This window comes from Bradyrhizobium sp. KB893862 SZCCT0404, from assembly GCF_018130885.1.
Classification (GTDB): Bacteria; Pseudomonadota; Alphaproteobacteria; order Rhizobiales; family Xanthobacteraceae; genus Bradyrhizobium; species Bradyrhizobium stylosanthis.
On sequence record NZ_JAFCLT010000007.1, the window covers coordinates 357,679 to 380,556 of the forward strand.

The 22,878-nt window shown below is 65.2% G+C and carries 15 protein-coding genes; 8 read left to right on the forward strand and 7 right to left on the reverse strand.

What is annotated here, in order from left to right; translation table 11 throughout:
• Window positions 1-3: 3 nt before the first annotated feature.
• The 3 genes from JQ617_RS27185 to JQ617_RS27195 form a co-directional block, all read right to left on the reverse strand.
• Window positions 4-3,120 carry an efflux RND transporter permease subunit gene (locus tag JQ617_RS27185; protein WP_212028985.1) on the reverse strand — a complete coding sequence of 1,039 codons (3,117 nt, stop codon included), beginning with the start codon at window positions 3,118-3,120 and terminating at the stop codon, window positions 4-6.
• 37 nt (window positions 3,121-3,157) lie between these two features.
• Window positions 3,158-4,402 carry an efflux RND transporter periplasmic adaptor subunit gene (locus tag JQ617_RS27190; RefSeq protein WP_212028986.1) on the reverse strand — a complete coding sequence of 415 codons (1,245 nt, stop codon included), beginning with the start codon at window positions 4,400-4,402 and terminating at the stop codon, window positions 3,158-3,160.
• 145 nt (window positions 4,403-4,547) lie between these two features.
• On the reverse strand, window positions 4,548-5,960 hold the full coding sequence (locus tag JQ617_RS27195) for a CoA transferase (protein ID WP_212028987.1): 1,413 nt from the start codon (window positions 5,958-5,960) through the stop codon (window positions 4,548-4,550).
• Window positions 5,961-6,013: 53 nt separating this feature from the next.
• On the opposite strand from JQ617_RS27195, the gene JQ617_RS27200 reads away from it, so the two are divergent.
• Both JQ617_RS27200 and JQ617_RS27205 read left to right on the forward strand, forming a co-directional pair.
• Window positions 6,014-6,301, forward strand: coding sequence for a hypothetical protein (locus JQ617_RS27200; protein WP_018647989.1), 288 nt, complete (start codon window positions 6,014-6,016; stop codon window positions 6,299-6,301).
• Between the two features lie 212 nt (window positions 6,302-6,513).
• Window positions 6,514-7,284, forward strand: a complete 771-nt coding sequence (locus JQ617_RS27205; protein WP_063690985.1) for an SDR family NAD(P)-dependent oxidoreductase — start codon at window positions 6,514-6,516, stop codon at window positions 7,282-7,284.
• 189 nt (window positions 7,285-7,473) lie between these two features.
• On the opposite strand, the gene JQ617_RS27210 is transcribed toward JQ617_RS27205, so the two are convergent.
• Genes JQ617_RS27210 through JQ617_RS27220 form a run of 3 tightly spaced genes read right to left on the reverse strand, consistent with a single transcriptional unit; the run spans window position 7,474 to window position 13,125 of the window.
• The gene (locus JQ617_RS27210; RefSeq protein WP_212028988.1) at window positions 7,474-10,848 is read right to left on the reverse strand and encodes an error-prone DNA polymerase; all 3,375 of its coding nucleotides are present in this window, start codon (window positions 10,846-10,848) and stop codon (window positions 7,474-7,476) included.
• Window positions 10,845-12,440, reverse strand: a complete 1,596-nt coding sequence (locus JQ617_RS27215; protein ID WP_212028989.1) for a Y-family DNA polymerase — start codon at window positions 12,438-12,440, stop codon at window positions 10,845-10,847. Before JQ617_RS27215 ends, JQ617_RS27210 begins: the two co-directional genes overlap by 4 nt.
• Window positions 12,337-13,125: an ImuA family protein gene (locus JQ617_RS27220; RefSeq protein ID WP_212028990.1), complete on the reverse strand. Its 789-nt coding sequence runs from the start codon at window positions 13,123-13,125 to the stop codon at window positions 12,337-12,339. Before JQ617_RS27220 ends, JQ617_RS27215 begins: the two co-directional genes overlap by 104 nt.
• Before the next feature lie 163 nt (window positions 13,126-13,288).
• Between JQ617_RS27220 and JQ617_RS27225 the strand changes: the two genes are divergently transcribed.
• From JQ617_RS27225 to JQ617_RS27235, 3 genes are all read left to right on the forward strand, one after another.
• Window positions 13,289-14,524, forward strand: coding sequence for a putative DNA modification/repair radical SAM protein (locus tag JQ617_RS27225; protein WP_212028991.1), 1,236 nt, complete (start codon window positions 13,289-13,291; stop codon window positions 14,522-14,524).
• Window positions 14,524-15,966 carry a UdgX family uracil-DNA binding protein gene (locus JQ617_RS27230; RefSeq protein ID WP_212028992.1) on the forward strand — a complete coding sequence of 481 codons (1,443 nt, stop codon included), beginning with the start codon at window positions 14,524-14,526 and terminating at the stop codon, window positions 15,964-15,966. Before JQ617_RS27225 ends, JQ617_RS27230 begins: the two co-directional genes overlap by 1 nt.
• A gap of 98 nt (window positions 15,967-16,064) precedes the next feature.
• The gene (locus JQ617_RS27235; RefSeq protein WP_212028993.1) at window positions 16,065-17,693 is read left to right on the forward strand and encodes an inorganic phosphate transporter; all 1,629 of its coding nucleotides are present in this window, start codon (window positions 16,065-16,067) and stop codon (window positions 17,691-17,693) included.
• A gap of 74 nt (window positions 17,694-17,767) precedes the next feature.
• Here JQ617_RS27235 and JQ617_RS27240 read toward each other — a convergent pair whose 3' ends face one another.
• Complete coding sequence (locus tag JQ617_RS27240) at window positions 17,768-18,940, reverse strand: M20 aminoacylase family protein (RefSeq protein ID WP_212028994.1); 1,173 nt, start codon at window positions 18,938-18,940, stop codon at window positions 17,768-17,770.
• Window positions 18,941-19,189: 249 nt separating this feature from the next.
• On the opposite strand from JQ617_RS27240, the gene JQ617_RS27245 reads away from it, so the two are divergent.
• The 3 genes from JQ617_RS27245 to JQ617_RS27255 all read left to right on the forward strand — a co-directional run bounded on the left by JQ617_RS27245 (window position 19,190) and on the right by JQ617_RS27255 (window position 22,873).
• On the forward strand, window positions 19,190-20,809 hold the full coding sequence (locus tag JQ617_RS27245) for a GMC family oxidoreductase (protein ID WP_212028995.1): 1,620 nt from the start codon (window positions 19,190-19,192) through the stop codon (window positions 20,807-20,809).
• Between the two features lie 12 nt (window positions 20,810-20,821).
• The gene (locus JQ617_RS27250; RefSeq protein ID WP_212028996.1) at window positions 20,822-21,700 is read left to right on the forward strand and encodes an alpha/beta fold hydrolase; all 879 of its coding nucleotides are present in this window, start codon (window positions 20,822-20,824) and stop codon (window positions 21,698-21,700) included.
• Window positions 21,701-21,928: 228 nt separating this feature from the next.
• Window positions 21,929-22,873, forward strand: a complete 945-nt coding sequence (locus JQ617_RS27255) for a metallophosphoesterase family protein (protein ID WP_063691004.1) — start codon at window positions 21,929-21,931, stop codon at window positions 22,871-22,873.
• Window positions 22,874-22,878 lie beyond the last annotated feature (5 nt).

Genomic DNA, 22,878 nt, shown 5'->3' on the forward strand with positions numbered 1-22,878 from the left:
CGGTCAGCGCGCCCGGCGCGAGAAGAAGGAGATCAGCACCGGCAGCGTCACCAGGATGACGACCGGTGCCAGCATCATGCCGGTGACGACGACGACGGCGAGCGGCTTCTGCACCTGGGAGCCGATGCCTTCGGACAGCGCCGCCGGCAGCAGGCCGACGCCTGCGACCACGCAGGTCATCAGCACGGGCCGGAGCTGAAGCTCGCCGGTGCGGATCACCGCGCTCATACGGTCCATGCCCTCTTCGATCAGCTGGTTGAACTGCGACAGGATGATGATGCCGTCCATCACCGCGATGCCGAACAGCGCGATGAAGCCGATCGCCGCCGACACGCTGAAGGCCGTGCCGGTGATCAACAGGCCCAGCACGCCGCCGAAGATCGCCATCGGAATCACGCTCATGGCCAGCAGCGTGTCGGTCATCGAGCCGAAATTGAACCAGAGCAGGACGCCGATCAGCGCCAGCGAGATCGGCACCACGATCGACAGCCGCCGGATCGCGTCCTGGAGATTGCCGAACTCGCCGACCCATTCCATGTGCGAGCCGGCTGGCAATTGCACCTGGTCGGCGATCTTCTGCTGCGCCTCCCGGATCGCGCTGCCGAGGTCGCGCTCGCGCACCGAGAACTTGATCGGCAGATAGCGCTCCTGCTGCTCGCGATAGATATAGGCCGCGCCGGAGACGAGGCTGATATTGGCGACTTCGCTGAGCGGAATCTGCGTGACGGTGCCGTTCGGGCCGGGCGCGCCGATGCGTAGATTCTGGATCGCCTCCGCGCTCCTGCGATATTCCGGCGCGAGCCGCACGATGATCGGGAAATGGCGGTCGGAGCCCGGCTCATAGAGATCGCCCGCGGTGTCGCCGCCGATCGCGACCTTGATGGTGGCGTTGATGTCGCCGGGCGCAAGGCCGTAGCGCGCCGCCTTGGCGCGGTCGATGTCGATCTGGATGGTCGGCTGCCCGAGCGAAGTGAATACCGCAAGGTCGGTGACGCCCTGCACGGTCGAGAGCACCTGCTTGATCTTGTTGGCCGTGTCGGTGAGCGCCTGGAGGTCGCTGCCGAACAGCTTGATCGAGTTCTCGCCCTTCACGCCCGAGACGGCTTCGGAGACGTTGTCCTGGAGATATTGCGAGAAGTTGAATTCGACGCCGGGGAAGCGATCGTCGAGCTGCTTGAGCAGCTGCGCGGTCAGCTCTTCCTTGTCGTGGGTGCCCGGCCACTGGCTGGCGGGCTTGAGCGGGGCGAAGAACTCGGCGTTGAAGAAGCCGGCGGCGTCCGTGCCGTCATCGGGACGGCCGTGCTGCGAGACCACGGACTCGACCTCGGGCCGGGCGCGGATCACCTTGCGCATCTCGTTGACGTAGCTGTTGCCTTCCTGGAGCGAGATGGTCGGCGGCAGCGTGGCGCGGATCCAGAGGTTGCCCTCCTCCAGCTTCGGCAGGAATTCGAGGCCGAGCAGCCGGCTGAGCGCGACCGTCATCAGCACGAGACCGACTGCGGCCCCGAGCACGATGCCGCGGTTGGCGACGGCCCAGTTCAGCACCGGCATGTAGAGCCGGTGCAGGATCAGCATCACCTTTGTCTCGGTCTCCTCGACATGCGCGGGCAGGATGATGGCCGACAGCGCCGGGGTGACGGTGAAGGTGGCAAGCAGGCCGCCGGCGAGCGCATAGGCATAAGTGCGCGCCATCGGCCCGAAGATGTTGCCCTCGACGCCGGAGAGCGTGAACAGAGGCAGGAAGGCCGCGATGATGATGGCGGCGGCGAAGAAGATCGAGCGCGACACGTCGGCGGCGGCGCTGAGGATGGCGTGGCTCTTCATGCCGAACAGCGTCTCGTTCGACATGTGCTCGGTTTCCGACACCGGCGTCGTCTGCGTCAGCCGGCGGAAGATCGCCTCCACCATGATGACCGTGGCATCGACGATCAGGCCGAAGTCGATCGCGCCGACCGACAGCAGGTTCGCCGATTCCCCGCGCAGCACCAGAATGATCACCGCGAAGAACAGCGCGAACGGAATGGTGGCGCCGACGATCAGCGCGCTGCGCAAATCGCCTAGGAATATCCATTGCAGCAGCACGATCAGCAGGATGCCGACCACCATGTTGTGCAGGACGGTGTGCGTGGTGAGCTCGATCAGGTCGCCGCGATCGTAGATGCGCTCGATGCGCACGCCCGGCGGCAGGATGCTGGAATTGTTGATGGTCTGAACGAGCTGGTGGACGCGCTTGATGGTCGGCGAGCTCTGCTCGCCGCGGCGCATCAGCACGATGCCCTGCACGATGTCGTCGGAATCGTCGAGACCGGCGATGCCGAGACGGGGTCTCTGCCCGACGGTGACGGTGGCAACGTCCTTGACCAGCACCGGATTGCCGTTGGTCTGGGCGATCATGGTGTTGGCGAGATCGTCGATCGAGCGGATCAAACCGACGCCGCGCACCACGGCCGATTGCTGGCCGATATTGACGGTGTTGCCGCCGACATTGACGTTGGAGTTGCCGACCGCCTGGAGCACTTGCGGCAGCGTCAGGCCGTTGGCGACCAGCTTGTTGTTGTCGACCTGGAGCTCGTAGGTCTTGCTCTTGCCGCCCCAGCCGGTGACGTCGATCACGCCGGGCACGGCGCGGAAGCGGCGCTGCAGGACCCAGTCCTGAATGGTCTTGAGGTCGAGCACGCTATAGTTCGGCGGGCCGACCAGGCGATAGCGGAAGATTTCGCCGATCGGACTAAGCGGCGAGATCTGCGGCTGCACGTTGCCGGGCAGCGGCGCCAGCTGCGCCAGGCGGTTCAGGACCTGCTGCTGCGCCTCGTCATAAGTGTAGGCGAAGGAGAACTGGATTTTGACGTCGGAGAGACCGTAGAGCGAGATGGTGCGGATGGTCGTGATGTTCTTCAGACCCGCGACCTGGGTCTCGATCGGGATCGTGATGTAGCGCTCGATCTCCTCGGCCGACAGGCCCGGGCTCTGCGTCACGATATCGACCATCGGCGGGGTCGGATCGGGATAGGCCTCGATGTTGAGCTGGTTGAACGCAATCAGGCCGCCGATCAGCACGGCGACGAACATGCCGACCATCAGGAAGCGCCGATTGACGGCAAGGGCGACGAGGCGATCCATTCAGGTCTTCAGCTTGTCTTGTTTTTTGGGTCGTCGATCAGCTGCCGGACGCCGCGCGGTCGATGAACAGGCTGCCCTTGACGACGATCTGCTCGCCGGGTTTCAGATTGCTGGTGACTTCGACGAGGTTGCCGTTGATGAGGCCGATCTTGATCTCGCGCAGCTCGACGGACTTGTCCTCGCGCGCGACCCAGAGGCGGACCTTGTCGGCTTCATAGATGAGAGCCTGCTTGGGCACCGCCGGCGCGGCGCGGTCGCCGGCCGAATAGATCGTGACGTTGGCGAACATCTCCGGCTTGAGCACGCCGTCCTTGTTGTCGATGGTGGCGCGCACCAGCAGGCGGCGGGTGTTGGGATCGATCGCGGCGGCGACGTAGTTGATCTTCGCGGTGAGCGGGCGGCCCGGCAGCGCCATCACGTTGACCATGATGTCCTGGCCGATGCACACCGCGGCCGCATCGCTCTCACGCACGAAGGCGGTGAGCCAGACCGTGGAGAGATCGCCGATCACGAACACCGGATCGCTGGCGCCGGCATTGACGTACTGGCCCGGCCCGATCTTGCGCTGCACGACGGTGCCGGAGATCGGCGAATAGATCGTGATCTCCCGATTGATCGTGCCCTTCTCCTGGAACGTCTTGATCGCCTCGTCGGTGAAGCCGAGGATGCGCAGCTTGTTGCGCGCGGCCTCCAGCGCCGTCATCGAGGAGCGCATGTCGTTCTGCGCCTGGACCTGGGTTGCTTCCGCCTGCTGATAGTCCTTCAGCGGAATGGCGTGGCCCTCGTAGAGATCCTTGGCCCGCTTGAACTGGATGTCGGCGAGGTCGATCGCGGACTTCGCCTTGTTCTGCGCGGTCATCGCCGCGATGAAATCGTTCTGGGCCTGCACGGTGTCGGCGGCCTCGATTGTGAACAGCGGTTGACCTTGGGTCAGGGTCTCGCCGGGCTTGGCCAGCAGCTTGGTGACCCGGCCCGCATAGGGCGAGAACACCGGCGTCGAGCGATCCTCGTCGACCGCGACCTTGCCCTCGGTGACATATTCAGCGCGGAAGGTCCTGGCCTTGACCGGCTCGATGGTCAGCGTCGCCCACTCGGACGCCGTCGGCGTGAAACTCTGCGCGTTCCTGCGCGACTGGCTGGAGATCTCGGAGTGGCTCTTTTCCTTGGCTCCCGCATAGAGGAAGCCATAGGCGCCGGCACCGGCAAGAGCTAGTAAAACTACGGATGTAATCACCCGCTGTTTTGTAAGCACCTGCAATCGCTTGGTATTTTCAACTACCATGGGGCCCGGTCGTGTCTGCGACGATCTCGGCAGACGCCTGCCTTGTCGGTCGCGCTAATAGTGCCGAATTGCGATTTCAAACAACCTAAAAAACGCCTCGCGCCTTTCCCTTTGCGTTAAAATTTTGCGACGCGTCAGCTTCACGTCAGTTTCGAGCCGGCCACTGTGCCGGATGGCTGCCGAGCGGCATCGCCGGACGGCTCCATCGCGCCGGCGTCTTCGACAGCAGTGCGGAATGCTGCACCGCCTTCAACGTGCCGAAGCCAGATGGCATGCTCTCGATGAACGCAGCATGTACGGCCTCACCCGTAAGATCCGGGGTATGCAGTCCACCGTCGAGCCGTCCGAGATTCCACAGCCAGCGACCGGTCTGCGCCAGCGACACGCGTACGTGCCAGCTGCCGCCTTCGCGCGCCTGGCGCACCCTAGCCATCATCGCGCCGAACGCCATCAGATAGCCGGTGGCGTGGTCGAGCATCTGCGCCGGCAACTCCCTGGGGCCGTCGATGCCCGCGGCCTGTCCCTCGGAATGGTTGAAGCCGGTCGTGGTCTGCACCAGCGAGTCAAAGCCGCGCCGTTCCGCCCAGGGGCCGGCATGACCGTAGGCCGACAGCGTGACATAGACGATGCCGGGACTGATCGCGGCGACCTCCTCGGGTGCAAAGCCGAGGGAGGCGAGCGCGCGCGGCCGATAGCCCTGCGAGAAGATGTCGGCATCCCCCAGCAGCGCGCGCAATTGCGCCCTGCCCGCCTCACTTTTGAGCTCGATGAACGTGGTGAGCTTGCCGCGTCCGGTATCGATGGTGAGCCAGGGAATGGCGGGCAGCTCGGGGCCCGACACCAGCAGCACGTCCGCACCGTGCGCAGCGAGCGTGCGGCCCGCCACGGGACCTGCGATGACGCGGGAGAGATCGAGCACGCGAAGACCCGCGAGCGGACGATCGCTGTTCGAAAATCCTTGCGGCCACGGCCTTGGCGGAGCATCGCCGATCTTCTCGATCGAGATCAGCGGCAGCTCGGCGAGCGCGCGCGCCTGCGGCAACGCCGACCATTCGTCGTAGGAGCGCATCAAGGCAACGACGCCACCCGCGGCATAAGCCGCAGTCTCGAAATCCTCGCCCTTCCATTGCATCAGCGCGGCCTGCACTTTCTCGCGTTCCGCCTCGCAAGCAAGCACCTTGCACACGGCGTCGCGGTGATGCGGGAAATTGGTGTGGCAGCGGACGAAGCGGCCATCGCCCGTCCTGTAGACGCCGGCGATGGCGTCCCAGGCCGGAGGCGGCGGCTTGTCGTCGAGGCGCAGATAACGCTCGGAGCGGCATTCGGCGACGGCGTGGCGCATATCGACGGCGACGTTCTGTATCTCGCCGCTGCGCAGCCGCCAGATCTCCGCGGCGGCAAGCCCTGCGGCGGCGATCGTGGCTTGGCCGGCAACAGCGACCCGAAAAGAGGACGGGATTTGCGGCTCCTCGCCGGTCAGCTGCACGCGTTCGAGCGCGGCCGCGTCGCCGCCGGCGGAGGTCCAGATATCCCTAAGAATGCCGGCGGGGCTTTGCATGACCCTTCTCTCCCTTTAGCCTTCGGCATCCTATTAGCACATAAGGACATGCAATGGCCGCCATCGATCCTCTCACCGCAGGTGCCGTGTTCATCGCAACGGCGGCCACAGACGCGGTCTATGTCATGTTCACCTCGGCCGTGATCGCGCGCAAGCGCATGTCGGCGGCGAACTGGAGCGCGGTCTGGTACATGCTCTCCTCCTACGCCGTGATCAGCTACACCGAGAACCCGTTCTATGTCGCTTTCGCGGCAATAGGCTCCTGGGCCGGCGCCTATGCCTCGCTAACCTTCCTGCACCGGCCGCCCGGCGGCCCGCCGGTGGGTGCGTCGCCGGAGTGAAGGGGGCCCCGCCTCTCTCCACGTCATTGCGAGGAGCCCTTGCGACGAAGCAATCCGGACTGTTTCCGCAGATGCATTTCTGGATTGCTTCGCGGAGCCTGTCATCGGGCCGCGCTACGCGCGGACCCGTTGGCTCGCAATGACGATGTGGAGGCTTCTGCGGGTCTTCTGAAACAGTTACACTCATTGCACCAACAACAAGGAAAACCAAAATGGATCTCGGTCTCAAAGGCAGGAACGCCGTCGTGCTCGGCGGTACGCGCGGCATCGGGCGGGCGATTGCGGCGACGCTGGCCGGTGAAGGCAGCAATGTCGCGGTGTGCGCCCGCAACGCGGATCAGGTCGCGGCCACCGTTGCCGAGTTGAAGGCGAGCGGGATCCGCGCCACCGGCAGCCCGGTCGACGTCACCGACGGCGCGGCGCTGAAATCCTGGGTCGAGACGGCCGCAAAGGAGCTCGGCGGCGTCGACATGCTGTTCTCCAATGCCGGCGCGATGGCGCAGGGCGGCGATCCCGCGTCCTGGGAGCAGAATTTCCGGCTCGACGTGCTCGGCGCCGTGCATGCGTTCGATGCCGCGCGGCCGTTTCTCGAAGCGAGCGGCGCGAGCAGCGGCGATGCGGCCTTCGTGATCATCTCGTCGATCTCCGCGGCGCAGGCCGACACGGCCAGCTCCTACGGCCCGATCAAGGCGGCGCTGATCCACATGGCCAAGGGACTGGCGCGGCAATATGCGAAGAAGAAGATCCGCGTCAACGTGGTCTCGCCCGGCACCGTCTATTTCAAGGGCGGCGTCTGGGAGATGGTCGAGAAGAACATGCCCGATCGCTACAACGACGCGATGAAGCGCAACCCGACGGGCCGCATGGCGACGCCGCAGGAGATCGCGAGCGCAGCGGTGTTTCTGGCGAGCCCGGTGTCGGGATTCACCACGGGATCCAATCTCGTCGTGGACGGGGCGATCTCGAACCGGGTTAATTTTTGAGGGAGCTGGCTTGACGGGCTCTCTCTGCCGTCATGGCCGGGCTTGACCCGGCCATCCACGCGCTGCTGCGCTCGTGGAAAGACGTGGATGCCCGGGTCAAGCCCGGGCATGACGACTGAGGGTGAGGCGCGCGATCGCTTCGACAAACTTGTCATTGCGAGCCGTGGTGCGCCGCCGGCGTCAAAACACTCAATGAAAATCCCGCGACGGCGGCAGGATGCGGACGTTGCGGGGGTGGCGGATTTTCTGCGCGGGCATGTCCGCGAGCGCGCGGGGGTCTTCGTTGAGCGGCTCCACGACGGTGGCGCCTGCCGGCACCGGATGCTTGCCGCCGAGCGCGTCGTTGGCAAGGCCGACGAGATCGTGCGAGCGGTCGATCATGCGCTGGGCGATGAGGTGCGTCACCTTCTCGGGGCTGCTCTGGATATAGCCCTGCACCTCGATCAGGCGCGCGCCCATCACCTCCTTGCGGTACTGCTCCATGATCTTGGGCCACACCACGACGTTGGCGATGCCGGTCTCGTCCTCCAGCGTCATGAACACGACGCCGCTGGCGCTGCCCGGCCGCTGCCGCACCAGCACCACGCCGGCGCAGCGGACGCGGCGCCGCTCGTTCTCGTGGCTGATCTCCCTGCAGGGGACGATGCGCTCGCGCGTAAACATCTCGCGCAAGAATTCCATCGGGTGGCCTTTCAGCGACAGCCGGATGGTCTGGTAGTCCGCGACCACCTGCTCGGACCGCGGCATCACCGGCAGCGGCTCTGCACCTTCATCCGGCTGCTCACGCGCGGTCGCGGCTTCGAACAACGGCAGCGGCACATCGTCAGGCAGCCGTCGCACCTGCCACAACGCCTCGCGGCGGTCGAGCCCGAGCGAGCGGAACGCATCGGCATCCGCGAGCAGGATCAGCGCGCGCTTGGGCAGGCCGGTGTCGCGGGCGAAATCCTCGAGCGAGGTGAAGGGACGGCGATTGCGGGCAGCGACGATGCGGTCGGCCCAATCATCCGGGCGGATATATCTACTGCCTTGCCGGGTTGCCTGCTCTTCCTTGAGCCTCTCCTCATCCTTGTCGATCCAATGAAAGCCGTCGATCTGGCGGAAGCCGAGACGCACGGCGCAGTATTTGCCGCTGCCCTGCTCCAGCGTGTTCTGTGCAAAGCTGCAGGACACGTCGATATCGCGGACCTCGACATCATTCTTGCGGGCATCGCTGACGATCTGCGCCGGAGCGTAAAATCCCATCGGCTGCGAGTTCAGGAGGCCGCAGCAGAACGCATCCGGATGGTAATGCTTCAGCCATGAGGAGATATAGACAAGCTGAGCGAAGCTCGCGGCATGGCTCTCCGGAAAACCGTAGGAGCCAAACCCCTTGATCTGGTCAAAGCAGCTTCTCGCAAAATTGGGATCGTAGCCGCGTGCCACCATGTTGCCGATCAGCTTTTCCTCGTACTGGCCGATGGTGCCGACATTGCGGAACGTCGCCATCGAGCGGCGCAGACCGTTGGCTTCTTCTGACGTGAAATGCGCGGCTTCGATCGCGATCCGCATGGCCTGCTCCTGGAACAGCGGAACGCCCAGCGTCTTGTGCAGCACCTTGTAGAGCTCGTCGGCGGGCCCATGCTCGGGTGACGGCGAGGGATAGCTCACCTTCTCGAGCCGGTTCCGGCGGCGCAGGTACGGATGCACCATGTCGCCCTGGATCGGCCCCGGCCGCACGATCGCGACTTCGATGACGAGATCGTAGAACGTCCGCGGCTTGAGGCGCGGCAGCATGTTCATCTGGGCGCGGCTCTCGACCTGGAACACGCCGAGCGACTCCCCTGCGCACAGCATGTCGTAGACCTTCGGGTCGTCCTGCGGGACGCTTGCCAGCACGTAACGCTTACCCTTGTGGTCGACGATCAGATCGAAACACTTCCTGATGCAGGTCAGCATGCCCAGGGCGAGCACGTCGACCTTCATCATATGAAGCGCATCGACATCGTCCTTGTCCCATTCGATGAAAGTGCGGTCGTCCATCGCGGCGTTGCCGATCGGCACATAGGTGTCGAGCCGGTCCTGGGTCAGCACATAGCCGCCGACATGCTGGGAGAGATGGCGCGGGAATTCGATCAGTTCGGTCGCAAGCTCGACCGCGAGGTTGATCATGGGATTTTGCGGATCGAGCCCGGCCTGCCTGACCTGCATGTCGTTGAGGCCCTTGCCCCAGCTGCCCCAGACCGTGTCGGCGAGCGCGGCGGTGACGTCTTCCGTCAGGCCCAGCGCCTTGCCGACGTCGCGGATGGCGCTGCGCGGACGATAATGGATGACGGTCGCGATAATCGCGGCGCGGTGACGGCCATAGCGACGATAGACATATTGCATCACCTCCTCGCGCCGCGAATGCTCGAAATCGACGTCGATGTCGGGCGGCTCCAGCCGCTCCTTGGAGATGAAGCGCTCGAACAGCAGGTCGACCTTGGTGGGATCGACCGAGGTGATACCAAGCACGTAGCAGACGGCCGAATTCGCCGCCGAGCCGCGGCCCTGGCACAAAATGTTCTGGCTGCGCGCGTAGTGGACGATGTCGTGCACGGTGAGGAAGTAATGCGCGTATTTGAGCTCGGCGATCAATGCGAGCTCTTTCTTCAGGGTGGCACGCAGCTTGTCGTCGATCTCGCCGCCGAAGTATTTGTCGACACCCGCCCAGGTCAGATCCTCCAGATGTCCCTGCGCGGTCTTGCCCGGCGGCACCGGCTCGTCCGGATACTGGTATTTGAGCTGGTCGAGCGTGAAGTCGATTCTGTCCGCAAAGCGCATGGTCTCCGCGATCGCCTCTGGGAAATCGCGGAACAGCCGTGCCATCTCGCGCGGCGTCTTCAAAAAGCGTTCGGCATTGGCCTCGAGCTTCCGCCCCACAGCCTCGATGGTGGTCTTCTCCCGGATGCAGGTGAGCACGTCCTGAAGCGGACGGCGGCCGGGATCGTGATAGAGCACCTCGTTGGTCGCTAGCATCGGCACCCCTGCTGTTGCCGCGAGATCGTCGAGCCGGGCTAGGCGCCGCCGGTCGTCGCCGCGATAGAGCAGGCTTGCCGCCAGCCATACGCCTTCGGCGCGGCTGGCTTTGAGCCTTGCGAGGATATCCAGCGCCTGCTCCTGCTCGAAGCGATGCGGCAGCGTCAGGACCAGGAGCTGGCCTTGCGAGAACTCCAGGAGATCGGCAAACCTGAGATGACACTCGCCCTTCTCGATCCGCGTGATGTCGTCGCCGCGCTTGCCCCTTGTGAGGAGCTGGCAGAGCCGGCCATAGGCCGCGCGGTCGTGCGGATAGACAAGGATGTCGGGCGTGCCATCGATGAAGACGATGCGCGTGCCGATCAGCAGCTTCGGCTTGTGCAGCACCTCCTTGTTGTCGAGCTCACTCCAGGCCCGCACCACGCCGGCGAGCGTGTTGTGATCGGCAATGCCGATCACCGGAATCTCCAAGGCACTGGCCTGATGCACATAGGCGCGCGGATCCGAACCGCCGCGCAGGAAGGAGAAATTGGTGGTGATGCCGATCTCGGCATAAGAGGGCGCAGTCATGCGAAGAGACCGTGCACATACCAGCCGGGAGAGGCAGGACTGCCGTCGCCGTCGAACACTTCCCCCTCGTAGAGACCGTCGCGAAAGATCCAGAAGCGCAGGCCCTCGGCATCCTCGATGCGGAAATAGTCCCGCGTCAGCTGCTTGCCGTCCTGCCGCCACCATTCCATCGCGATGCGCTCGGGCCCTTCCACCCGCACCACCGCATGCAGCGCGCGGCGCCAGGTGAATTGATGCGGCGGGCCGTCGGGCACGGTCGCGAACGGCACCTTGATCGGCTCGGGCTTCTCGAACAGCCGCAAGGGGCGCAGCGGCGGCTCGCTCTCGGTGCGAACAGGCCATTCGGCCTGCATGGCAGCCGCGAGATGGTGCTGCGCGGGCGCGGCCAGCACCGCCTGCTCGGGGATATGGGTATCCTCGGGCAGGTGCACGATCACGCGCTTGCCGCCGATGCGCGCGGCGATGCGGTCGATCAATGCGGCGAGCTCGTCATTGTCGTGGGCATGGGCGTCGAGATCACGCTGCTCCTGCACCACGATCTCGGTGCGGCTCGCCGACAGGCGCACCATGTCGAAGCCGAAGCCGGGATCGAGGGGATCGGCCAGCGCATCGAGGCGCTCGCGGAACAGGCGGTCGATCACCGCGCTTCGCGTCACCGGACGCCCGGTCTCGACCACGATCGCGCGCACGACGCCGTCGGTGCGGAAGAAGGCAGCTTCGAGACGCCGCGCCCCCTTGCCCTGCTTCTCCATGGAGGCGATCAGCGTATCCGCAAGGCGCGACAGCGTCATCGCGATCATGGTGTCGGTCGCGATCGGCTCGGCAAAGCGCTTCTCGACAATATAGTCGGGCAGCGGTTTTCGCGGATTGATCGGCGCATCGCCCTGCCCCAGCGCATGCGCGAGCAGCGTGGAGAACCGCGCGCCGAACCGCGCCGTGATTTCGCTCGGCGAGCGCGAGGCGACATCGCCGATGCTCTTCAGCCCGGCGCGGCGCAGGCCGGTGGTGATGACCTCGCCCGCACCGAGCGCGGACACCGGAAACCGGTCGATCGCCTCCGCCTCCCCGCCATCGGCAACGATGGTGCCGGAGGCCTGCCGCGTCAGCGTGCGCGCGCAAATCGAGGTGCCGGCAATTGCCGCGCTGACGGCAAAGCCCTGCCGGCCGAGCGCACGGACCAGCGTCTGCAGCAACGCGGCCTCGCCGCCGAACAGATGCGCGCAACCGGTGATGTCGAGGAACAGCCCGTGCGGCGCATCCAGCGCCACCAGCGGCGTGAAACGGTCGCACCAGTCGGCGATGTCGCTGAGCGTCTTGGCATCGGCCACGACATCGGCATCGAACACTTTCAAGTCCGGGCACATCGCCCGCGCATTCGCGAGCGGCTGACCGATATACAGGCCCAGATGCCCGGCGGCCTCGTCGAGCGCATGGATCACCAGCGCATTGTTGTCCTTGATGACGACAATGCTCGGATCATTATTATTCTTACCCAGCCCGGCGCTGCCAATGAACCGCTGGATGCGGTCGATGGGCAGGCGCGGCAGCCACAGGCTGAGGATACGTCGAGGGTTCACTGAACTGGCACTCATCACAATTCCATTCCATGATCCACCGGCCACATTGGCCATGACGATTGCGCAACAGCTCGGCATCGAAGCGCGGCGCGCCCCAGGCACTCCAGGCGGCCCCCGGCGGTGAATGCGCCGCGCGCAGCATCCATCGCGTCTCCGCGGTCGAAGGCAGCGGCTGCGCCGCCATGCGCAGCATCAGGCCGGTGACGCCGGAGCCCTGCGCAGCCAGCGTCAGCTTGCGGCTCGCCACGAGGTCGAACTGCCTGGTCTCGCCCCAGAGCTCGAGCACGACCGCGCCGAGCGCATCGCAGGCGAGCGCATCGGCCGAGGTGCGCAGCGCGCTCTCGACATCGGCGGCGCGCACCGTCACCACGCGGCACGGATCGAGGCCGAGCTCGGCGAGCCCGCTCATCGACAGCGCGCCGGTCTCTATCTCCGAAAAATCCTGCCGCACCCACAGCAGCGGCCGACGTGCCGAGACGCGCCCTGCGAGGCCCATGACAAAACCCGTCGCGGCCGCGCCCTGACGCCCTTCGCAAAACACCTCGTGGATCGCCGCACGCGCGAGCCCGCCCTTCAGCACGCTGTCGATCTCGCCATGGCCGAGCGCGACGCGCCCGTGCTCGTACACGACCTCCGCCGTCTCGATGCGCTCGATCTGGCCGCGCAAGGTCGCAAGCGCGCTTTGACGTGCGCCGCTCATATACGCCGCTCCTTCAGAGGTGATTGCCGGTGGCTCTCAAAAAGAGAACCAGCGGCTGGCTCATTTGTTCATGATATGTTCTAATATAAAGCTAACGGCGCGCAAGGAGTCAATCGAATTGGCGCCCGGCCGGATTCAACAGCGGAATCAAAGGGATTCAGGTATGGACGTACAACGCAAGCTGGAGATCCTGGCGGACGCTGCCAAATACGATGCGTCCTGCGCCTCCAGCGGCACCGAGAAGCGGGATTCCAGCGACGGCAAGGGCATGGGCTCGACCGCGCCCGGCATGGGCATTTGCCATTCCTATGCGCCGGACGGGCGCTGCATTTCGCTGCTCAAGGTGCTGCTGACCAATGCCTGCAATTACGATTGCCTCTATTGCGTCAACCGCGCCTCCTCCAACGTGCCGCGCGCCCGCTTCACCGTCGAGGAGGTGGTCAAGCTCACGCTCGACTTCTACCGCCGCAATTACATCGAGGGGCTGTTCCTCTCCTCCGGCATCATCCGCAGCCCCGACTACACGATGGAGCAGGTCGTCAGCGTCGCGCGCAAACTGCGCGAGGAGCATCACTTCCGCGGCTACATCCATCTCAAGACCATTCCCGAGGCTGACGACGCGCTGATCGCGGAAGCCGGCAAATATGCCGACCGCCTCTCCATCAATATCGAGATGCCTGAGGAGACCAGCCTGCAGCAATTCGCGCCGGAAAAGGACGTGCGCGCGATCCGCCGCACCATGGGCCGGCTGCGGCTGAAGCTCGACGAGGCCGAGGAAGATCGCACCGCGAAAACGAAAGCCAGGCCGCAACGCTTTGCGCCGGCCGGACAAAGCACACAGATGATCGTCGGCGCAGATAGCGCGAACGATCACACCATCCTCCATACCAGCGCCAATCTCTACGGTTCATACCGGCTGCGACGCGTCTATTACTCCGCCTTCAGCCCGATCCCCGACGCGAGCCGCGCGCTGCCTCTGGTGCAGCCGCCGCTGCTGCGCGAGCACCGGCTCTACCAGGCCGACTGGCTGATGCGGTTCTACGGTTTCGACGTTGCGGAGATCGTCGACGACAGCGCGATGCTGCCGCTCGATATCGATCCGAAGCTCGCCTGGGCGCTGCGCCACCGCGACCGCTTCCCGCTCGACGTCAACCGCGCCAGCCGCGAGGAGCTGCTGCGCGTGCCGGGGTTCGGCACCAAGGCCGTCGAGCGCATCATCGCGACGCGGCGCACCACCACGATCCGCCTCTCCGATCTCGCGCGGCTGCACGTGCCCAAGCACAAGGCGCTGCCCTTCATCATCCTCAGCGATCACCGCCCCTCACCGCATCGTCTCGATGCGGCCGGGCTTATCGAGCGGTTCAAGCCGAAAGCAACGCAACTGGGATTTGGCTTCTGATGCAGTACATCACCCTCGACACCGAAACCGATTTCGACGGCTGGCGCAAAGCTGCGCGCAGCCTCGTGCTTCATCACGTGGACCCGCGTGAGGTCACATGGGCCGTGCAGGGCGGCGAGGCCGATCTGTTCGCGCCGCCCGCGCCGTCGCCGATCCTCGAAGTGAATGACGGCACCTTCAACGTATCAGCAAAATTCGTCGATCTCGCGAAGGCCGCGATCCTGCATCGCGATGCTGAGCGCTTTGCGATCCTCTATCGCCTGCTCTGGCGCTTGAAGGACAATCACGATCTCATCGAGGTCGCGACCGATGCCGACGTCGCGCAGGTCATTGCGATGGCAAGAGCGGTTCATCGCGACGAGCACAAGATGCATGCCTTCGTACGCTTCCGAGAGATCGGCCGCGAACGCGCCGCGCATTACGTCGCCTGGTTCGAGCCGGAGCATCACATCGTCGAGCTCGCAGCGCCCTTCTTCGCCAAGCGCTTTGCCGACATGCCCTGGTCGATCCTCACCCCCGACCTCTGCGCGCATTGGGACGGCCACGCGCTCTCGTTCACGCCGGGCGTGAGCAAGAGCGAGGCGCCTGGCGAAGACCGGCTGGAGGAAACCTGGCGGCGCTACTACGCCAGCATCTTCAATCCGGCGCGGCTGAAGGTGAAGGCGATGCAGACGGAAATGCCGAAGAAATATTGGAGGAACCTGCCCGAGGCCTCGATCATTAAGCCCCTGATCGAGGACGCCGAGCGCATGACCGGCGCCATGATCGCCAATGCCGCAACCGATCCGCACAAGCCTCAGAAGCGGCCGGAGGCTCCGATGACACGCAAGTCTGCTGCCGACGATCTCGAAGCGCTCTGCGAGGAGGCCGCGCATTGCCGCGCCTGCCCGCTCTACAAGGACGCGACGCAGACCGTGTTCGGCGAGGGGCCGAAGAATGCCAATATCATGCTGGTCGGCGAACAGCCCGGCGACAAGGAAGATCTCGCCGGCCATCCCTTCGTCGGCCCGGCGGGCCAGATGCTCGACCGCGCGCTGGAGGAGGCCGGCGTCGACCGCAAGAAGGTCTATGTCACCAACGCGGTGAAGCACTTCAAATTCGTGCCGCGCGGAAAGATCCGCCTGCACCAGAAGCCGAACACGCCGGAGATCCGGGCCTGCCGGCAATGGTTCGAGCGGGAAGTCTCGGCAATCCAGCCCGATCTCATCGTGGCGATGGGCGCCACCGCCGCGCAAAGCGTGTTCGGCAAGATCACACCCGTCGGCAAGACCCGCGGCCGGCTCATCGACCTGCCTGACGGCCGCAAGGCGCTGGTGACCGTGCATCCGTCCTACCTGCTGCGGCTGCCCGACCCGGAGGCCAAGGCGCTGGAATATCAGCGCTTTGTCGAAGATCTGAGGATCGCTGCGGGTCTGCAGAAGAAAGTTTCGCGCGCCGCCTAAATACTGGCGGGAAAACGCCTTTCAACCGCCGCTTGTCATCCGGCCTTCAAATCCATCGCGGACAATACCCTTACCAGTAAGTTAAGGGGCGTCCTGACATGACCGATGTAGCATTCGACCGCGCGGTAGCCGATCCCGCGCCGATCCAGCCGGCCTCGCGGCCAAATCTCGACAAGGGCTTCAATCCGCTGACGATGATCCTGTTCTTCGGCGTCCTCGCCGCGGGCCTGCTGTTCGTCGCCTACAGCATCTATATCGACGTCAACGCCACCGGCGCGCGGGTCACGACCTTCCTGCCGTACATCCTCCTGTTCGTCGCGCTGCTGATCGCGCTGGGCTTCGAATTCGTGAACGGCTTCCACGACACCGCCAATGCGGTGGCGACCGTGATCTACACCCATTCGCTGCCGGCTGAAGTCGCCGTGATGTGGTCGGGCTTCTTCAACTTCCTCGGCGTGCTGCTCTCCTCGGGCGCGGTCGCCTTCGGCATCGTCTCGCTGCTGCCGGTGGAGCTGATCCTCCAGGTCGGCTCCAGCGCCGGCTTCGCCATGGTGTTCGCACTGCTGATCGCGGCGATCCTGTGGAATCTCGGCACCTGGTTCTTCGGCCTGCCCGCCTCCTCCTCGCACACGCTGATCGGCTCGATCATCGGCGTCGGCATCGCCAACGCCGTCATGCGCGGCCGCGACGGCACCTCGGGCGTTGACTGGAGCAAGGCGACCGAGATCGGCTACGCGCTGCTGCTGTCGCCGCTGTTCGGCTTCATCTGCGCGGCCGTGCTGCTGCTGCTGCTCAAGTTCATCGTGCGCAACCCGGCGCTCTACGCCGCGCCCGAAGGCAACAAGGCCCCGCCGCTCTGGATCCGCGGCCTGCTGATCGCCACCTGCACCGGCGTCAGCTTCGCGCACGGCTCGAATGACGGCCAGAAGGGCATGGGCCTGATCATGCTGATCCTGATCGGCACCGTGCCGACCGCCTACGCGCTCAACCGCGCGCTGCCGGAATCCCAGGTCGCCCAGTTCCAGAAGACCTCGGAAGCCGCCTCCAAGGTGATCTCGGCGAAAGGCGCCGGCCACAGCATCATCGGCGATCCCCGTCCTGCGGTGACGCAGTACATCACGCTGCGCCACATCAACGAGGGCACCTATCCCTCGCTCGCCGTGCTGGTGAAGGACGTCGGCGACCAGGTTGCCAAGTACGGTTCGCTGAACAAGGTGCCCGCCGAAGTCGTCGGTAACACCCGCAACGACATGTACCTGACCTCGGAAGCGATCCGCTTCCTGATGAAGGACAAGGAGAACGACCTCAGCAAGGACGAGGTCGCGGTGCTCAACACCTACAAGGGCGCGCTCGACTCCGCCACGAAGTTCATCCCGACCTGGGTGAAGATCGCGGTGGCCATCGCGCTCGGCCTTGGCACCATGGTCGGCTGGAAGCGCATCGTCATCACCGTCGGCGAGAAGATCGGCAAGAGCCATCTCACCTACGCGCAGGGCGCCTCGGCCGAGCTGGTCGCCGCCGCCACGATCGGCGCCGCCGACGTGTTCGGTCTGCCGGTCTCGACCACGCACGTGCTGTCATCAGGCGTCGCCGGCACCATGGCGGCCAACGGCTCCGGCCTGCAATGGTCGACCATCCGCAACCTGCTGATGGCCTGGGTGCTGACGCTGCCCTGCGCCATCATGCTGTCGGCCACGCTGTACGTGATCTTCTCGCGCATCTTCTGAGCGGTCACGCTGACCAAAAGACAAAGGGCCCGTGCGATGCACGGGCCCTTTTCATTTGTGCTTCGCGGCTGGCCTTACGACGCCGCGAGCGATTCCTCGACCAGCTTGACCCAGTAGGACGTGCCGTAGACGATCGCCTCGTCGTTGAAATTGTAGGCGGGGTGATGCAGGCCGGCGCTGTCGCCGTTGCCGCAGAAGATGAAGGCGCCGGGGCGCGCTTCCAGCATGTAGGCGAAATCCTCGCCGCCCATCAGCGGCGGCATCTCGTGCACATTGGCATCGCCCGCAACCCGCTTGGCAATGCGCCGCGCGATCTCGGTCTCCGCGGCGTGGTTGTTCACGACGGGATAGTTGCGCTGGTAACGCAGGTCGATCTTGGCGCCGGTGATCTGCGCCACGCCCGCCACCACCTCGCGCACGCGCTTCTCGACCAGCTTGCGTACCTCCGGCGACAGCGTCCGGATGGTGCCCTTCAGCGTCGCGGTCTGCGGAATGACATTGCGGGCGTTGCCGGCGTGGAATTCGCAGATCGAGATCACCGCCGATTCCAGGGGATCGACGCTGCGCGCGACGATCGACTGCAGCGCCGTGATCACCTGGGCGCCGACCAGCACGGAATCGATGCATTTGTGCGGACGGGCGGCATGGCCGCCGACACCCTCGATCATGATGTCGACCTCGTCGGTCGCCGCCATGATCGGCCCCTGCCGGATCGCGAACGAGCCGATCGGGATGCCCGGGCCGTTGTGCATGCCGTAGACCTGCTCGATGCCGAAGCGCTCCATCAGGCCGTCCTTGACCATGGCCGCGCCACCGGCGCCGCCCTCCTCGGCCGGCTGGAAGATCACGATCGCATCGCCGGCGAAATTGCGGGTCTCGGCGAGGTAGCGGGCGGCGCCGAGCAGCATCGCGGTGTGGCCGTCATGGCCGCAGGCGTGCATCTTGCCAGGGTTCTTGGAGGCGTAAGGCAGGTTGGTCTGCTCCTCCACCGGCAACGCGTCCATGTCGGCGCGCAGGCCGATAACCTTGAGCCCCTCGCCGGCCGGCTTGCTGCCCTTGATCACGCCGACCACACCGGTCTGGCCCATACCGGTCACGACTTCATCGCAGCCGAACTCCCGCAGCCGGTCCGCCACGAATGCTGCGGTGCGGTGGACGTCATACAGCAGCTCGGGATGCTGGTGGATGTCCCGGCGCCAGGCCTGAATATCGGGTTGGAGGTCGGCGACACGGTTCACGATGGGCATGTAGGGTCTCAGCGTTGTTGCGAATACAGGACTGTCTACCATGCAAGCGCCAGTCCACCCAACCGCCTGGGAGCGAGGGTAACCCTGTTCTCCCGTCATGGCCGGGCCTGTGGCTTGTCTTGCCCAGCTTGTCTTGGTCAGCTTGTCTTGGCCAGCTTGTCTTGGCCATCCACGTCTGACTATTAGGGCAGAAGGCGCGTGGATGCCCGGGACGAGCCCGGGCATGACGCCTGTTTGGGTGGAAGCAGAATGCCGAGACGGCTCGAAGGTGAATTTGACTACATTGTCGTCGGCGCCGGCACGGCGGGCTGCATTCTCGCCAACCGGCTTTCGGCCGTGCCGGGGAACCGCGTCCTCATCCTCGAAGCCGGCGGCGACGACAACTGGATCTGGTTCCACATTCCCGTCGGCTACCTCTTTGCGATCGGCAATCCGCGCTCGGACTGGATGTTCAAGACCGAGGCCGAGCCGGGCCTGAACGGCCGTTCGCTCGCCTATCCCCGCGGCAAGGTGATCGGCGGCTCTTCGGCGATCAACGCCATGATCTCGATGCGCGGACAGGCCGCCGACTACGATCATTGGCGCCAGCTCGGCATGACCGGCTGGGGCTATGACGATGTGCTGCCGCTGTTCAAGCGGCTGGAAGATCACTTCCTGGGCGCGAGCGAGCATCACGGCACCGGCGGCGGCTGGCGCATCGAGGCACCGCGGTTGTCCTGGGACGTTCTCGACGCCGTTGGCGATGCCGCCGAGGAGATGGGCATCAAGCGCATCCCGGATTTCAACACCGGCGACAACGAAGGCACCAGCTATTTCCACGTCAACCAGAAGCGCGGCCGGCGCTGGTCGTCGGCGCGCGGCTTTCTCAAGCCGGCGCTGAACCGTCCGAACCTGCGGCTCGAGAAGAATGTGCTGGTCGACCGTCTCATCATCGAGCAGGGCCGCGCCGTCGGCGTGCGCTTCATCCAGAACGGCGAGATCATCGAGGCGCGCGCCAGACGCGAGGTGGTCCTCTCGGCCGGCGCGATCGGCTCGGTGCAGGTGCTGCACCGCTCCGGCATTGGACCTGCCGACTGGCTGTCGCCGCTCGGCATCGACATCGTCATGGACAAGCCCGGTGTGGGGCGCAATCTGCAGGATCATCTGCAGCAGCGCGCGATCTACAAGGTCGAAGGCGTGCGCACGCTGAACGAGACCTATTACAATCTGTTCCGCCGCGGCCTGATGGGCCTCGATTATGCCTTCCGTCGTCGCGGGCCGCTGACCATGGCACCGTCGCAGCTCGGCATCTTCACGCGCTCGGATGCGACGCGCGCCCGGGCGAACATCCAGTTCCATGTGCAGCCGCTGTCGCTCGACAAGTTCGGCGATCCCCTGCACCGCTTCCCGGCCATCACGGTCAGCGCCTGCAATCTGCAGCCGACCTCGCGCGGCACCGTGCGGCTGCGCTCGGCAACGCCGGACGAAAAACCGATCATCGCGCCGAACTATCTTTCGACGGACGACGACCGCCAGGTCGGCGCCGACGCCATCCGCACCACACGCCGCCTGATGCAGCAGAAGGCGCTGGCCAAATATCGCCCCAGCGAATATCTGCCCGGCCCCACCGTCGGCGACGACGATGCCTCGCTCGCAAAAGCCGCCGGCGATATCGGCACCACCATTTTCCATCCCGTCGGCACCGCCAAGATGGGCGCGGTGAGCGACCCCATGGCGGTGGTGGACGAACGCCTGCGCTTCTACGGCCTCGAAGGTTTGCGCATCGTCGATGCCTCGATCATGCCGACCATCACCTCGGGCAACACCAACACGCCGACTGCGATGATCGCCGAGAAGGGCGCGACGATGATTTTGGAGGATGCGAAGTAGCATCCGGTCGCCATGATCAGTCAGCGCTTTTCCATCGGCCCCGCCGGCGAAGAGATCGCCATGATGCAATGGGGCGAGCGCGGGAAGCCGCCAGCTCTCCTCGTGCACGGCACCGGCTTCGTCGCCGACGTTTGGGACGAGGTCGCGCGCGAGCTTGCATCGACCTACACCGTTTACGCGCTCGATCGCCGCGGTCATGGCGCCAGCCACAAGCCAGGCACCTATCATTTCCTGGATTTTGCCGAGGACATCTGCCGGGTGCTCGATGCGCTCGGGCTGCGCGACGTCTATGGCATCGGCCACAGCGCAGGGGCGACCGATCTTCTGCTCGCGACAAGGCTACTGCCCGGGCGTTTCACGCGCCTGTTCGTGATGGAGCCGACCATCATGGATCCGCGCACGGCACGTTCTGAAGAATTGAGCGAGGAATCCCTGTTGCAAGTCCAGGGCGCGCTGCGCCGCCGGGCCGAGTTCGACAGTCCTGACGCCGTCTTCGAGCGCTACCGCACATCGCCGACATTTGCTGATTGGACCGAGACCTCGCTGTGGGCCTATGTGCGCCACGGCTTCGTGCCGCTCGACGATGGCCGGGTCCGGCTCTGCTGCACGCCCGAGATCGAGGCGGCGATGCTGCGCCCGATCTACGAGGCGATGACGCAGGTCTACGTTGGCGATGCCCGCGGCAATCCGTTCACAGCGCTTGCCGAAATCGATTGTCCCGTGCGCGTCACGACCGCCGCGAAGTCGTGGCCGGTCTACAAGGAGATGGCGGCGCGCGCGGTCGCGCTGATTCCTCGCGTCAGCACGCTGGTCTTCAAGGGGGCCGGGCATTGTGTTCCGCAGGAAGTGCCGGCGGCTGTGGTGGATGCCGTGCGGGAATTCGCAAAATAAGTCTCGTGCCCCGGACGCGCTGCAGCGTGCAACGCTGCTGCGCAGAGCCGGGGCCCAGACTGGCCAGCGCATGGGTCCCGGCTCTGCGGCGCACCGCGAAGAGGCGCTGCACGGCGTCCGGGACACGGATGCCGCCCCTCACGAAAACGTCATCCCATCCGGGAATAAGTCCTTCCCTCCCGCAATCACCTCCCCGAAGCCCAATTCCGGGCGGCGTGGAGAGATGCGATGAGCGGACACGATCACGGGGACGACGGCGTCAGCCGCCGCAAAGTGCTGGAATGCATGACCTGGGCCGGCACCGGGGTGCTCTGGACCGTCACGGGCGGCGTACCGCGCTCGCTCGGCATCATCGATTCCGCGCAAGCCGCGACGGCGGCCACGCCCGGCATGACCTTCCTGCAGATCAGCGACAGCCATGTCGGCTTCGACAAGCCGGCCAATCCCAACGCGCTCGGCACGCTTGAGGAAGCCGTCAACAAGATCAACGCGATGCCGGCAAAACCCTCGTTCATGATCCACACCGGCGACATCACCCATCTGTCGAAAGCCGCCGAGTTCGACAATGCCGAGCGCATCATCTCCCAGACCAAGCTGGACGTGCATTACGTGCCCGGCGAGCACGACTTCATCGATGAGGAGGTGAAGCTCTATCGCGAGCGCTACGGCCGCGGCACCAAGGGCGCGGGCTGGTATTCGTTCGACGCCGGCGGCGTGCACTTCATCGGTCTCGTCAACGTCGTCGACCTCAAGGCCGGCGGGCTCGGCAATCTCGGCGCCGAGCAGCTCGCCTGGCTCGAGGACGATCTGCGCGGCAAGTCGAAATCGACGCCTGTCGTCCTGTTCGCGCATATTCCGCTCTGGACCGTCTATCCCGAGTGGGGATGGGGCACCGAGGACGGCGGCCGTGCGCTGGAATACGTCAAGGGCTTCGGCTCGGTCACCGTGCTGAACGGGCACATCCACCAGGTGATGCAGAAGGTCGAGGGCAACGTCACCTTCCACACCGCACGCTCGACCGCTTTCCCGCAACCGGCGCCGGGCGCTGCGCCCTCCCCCGGCCCGATGAAGGTCGAGGACGCAAGACTGCGCTCCATGCTCGGCGTTGCCAGCGTCAACTTCAAGCAGAACGAGCAGCGGCTCGCGATCATCGACACGCCGCTCCAGGGCTAAGGTTG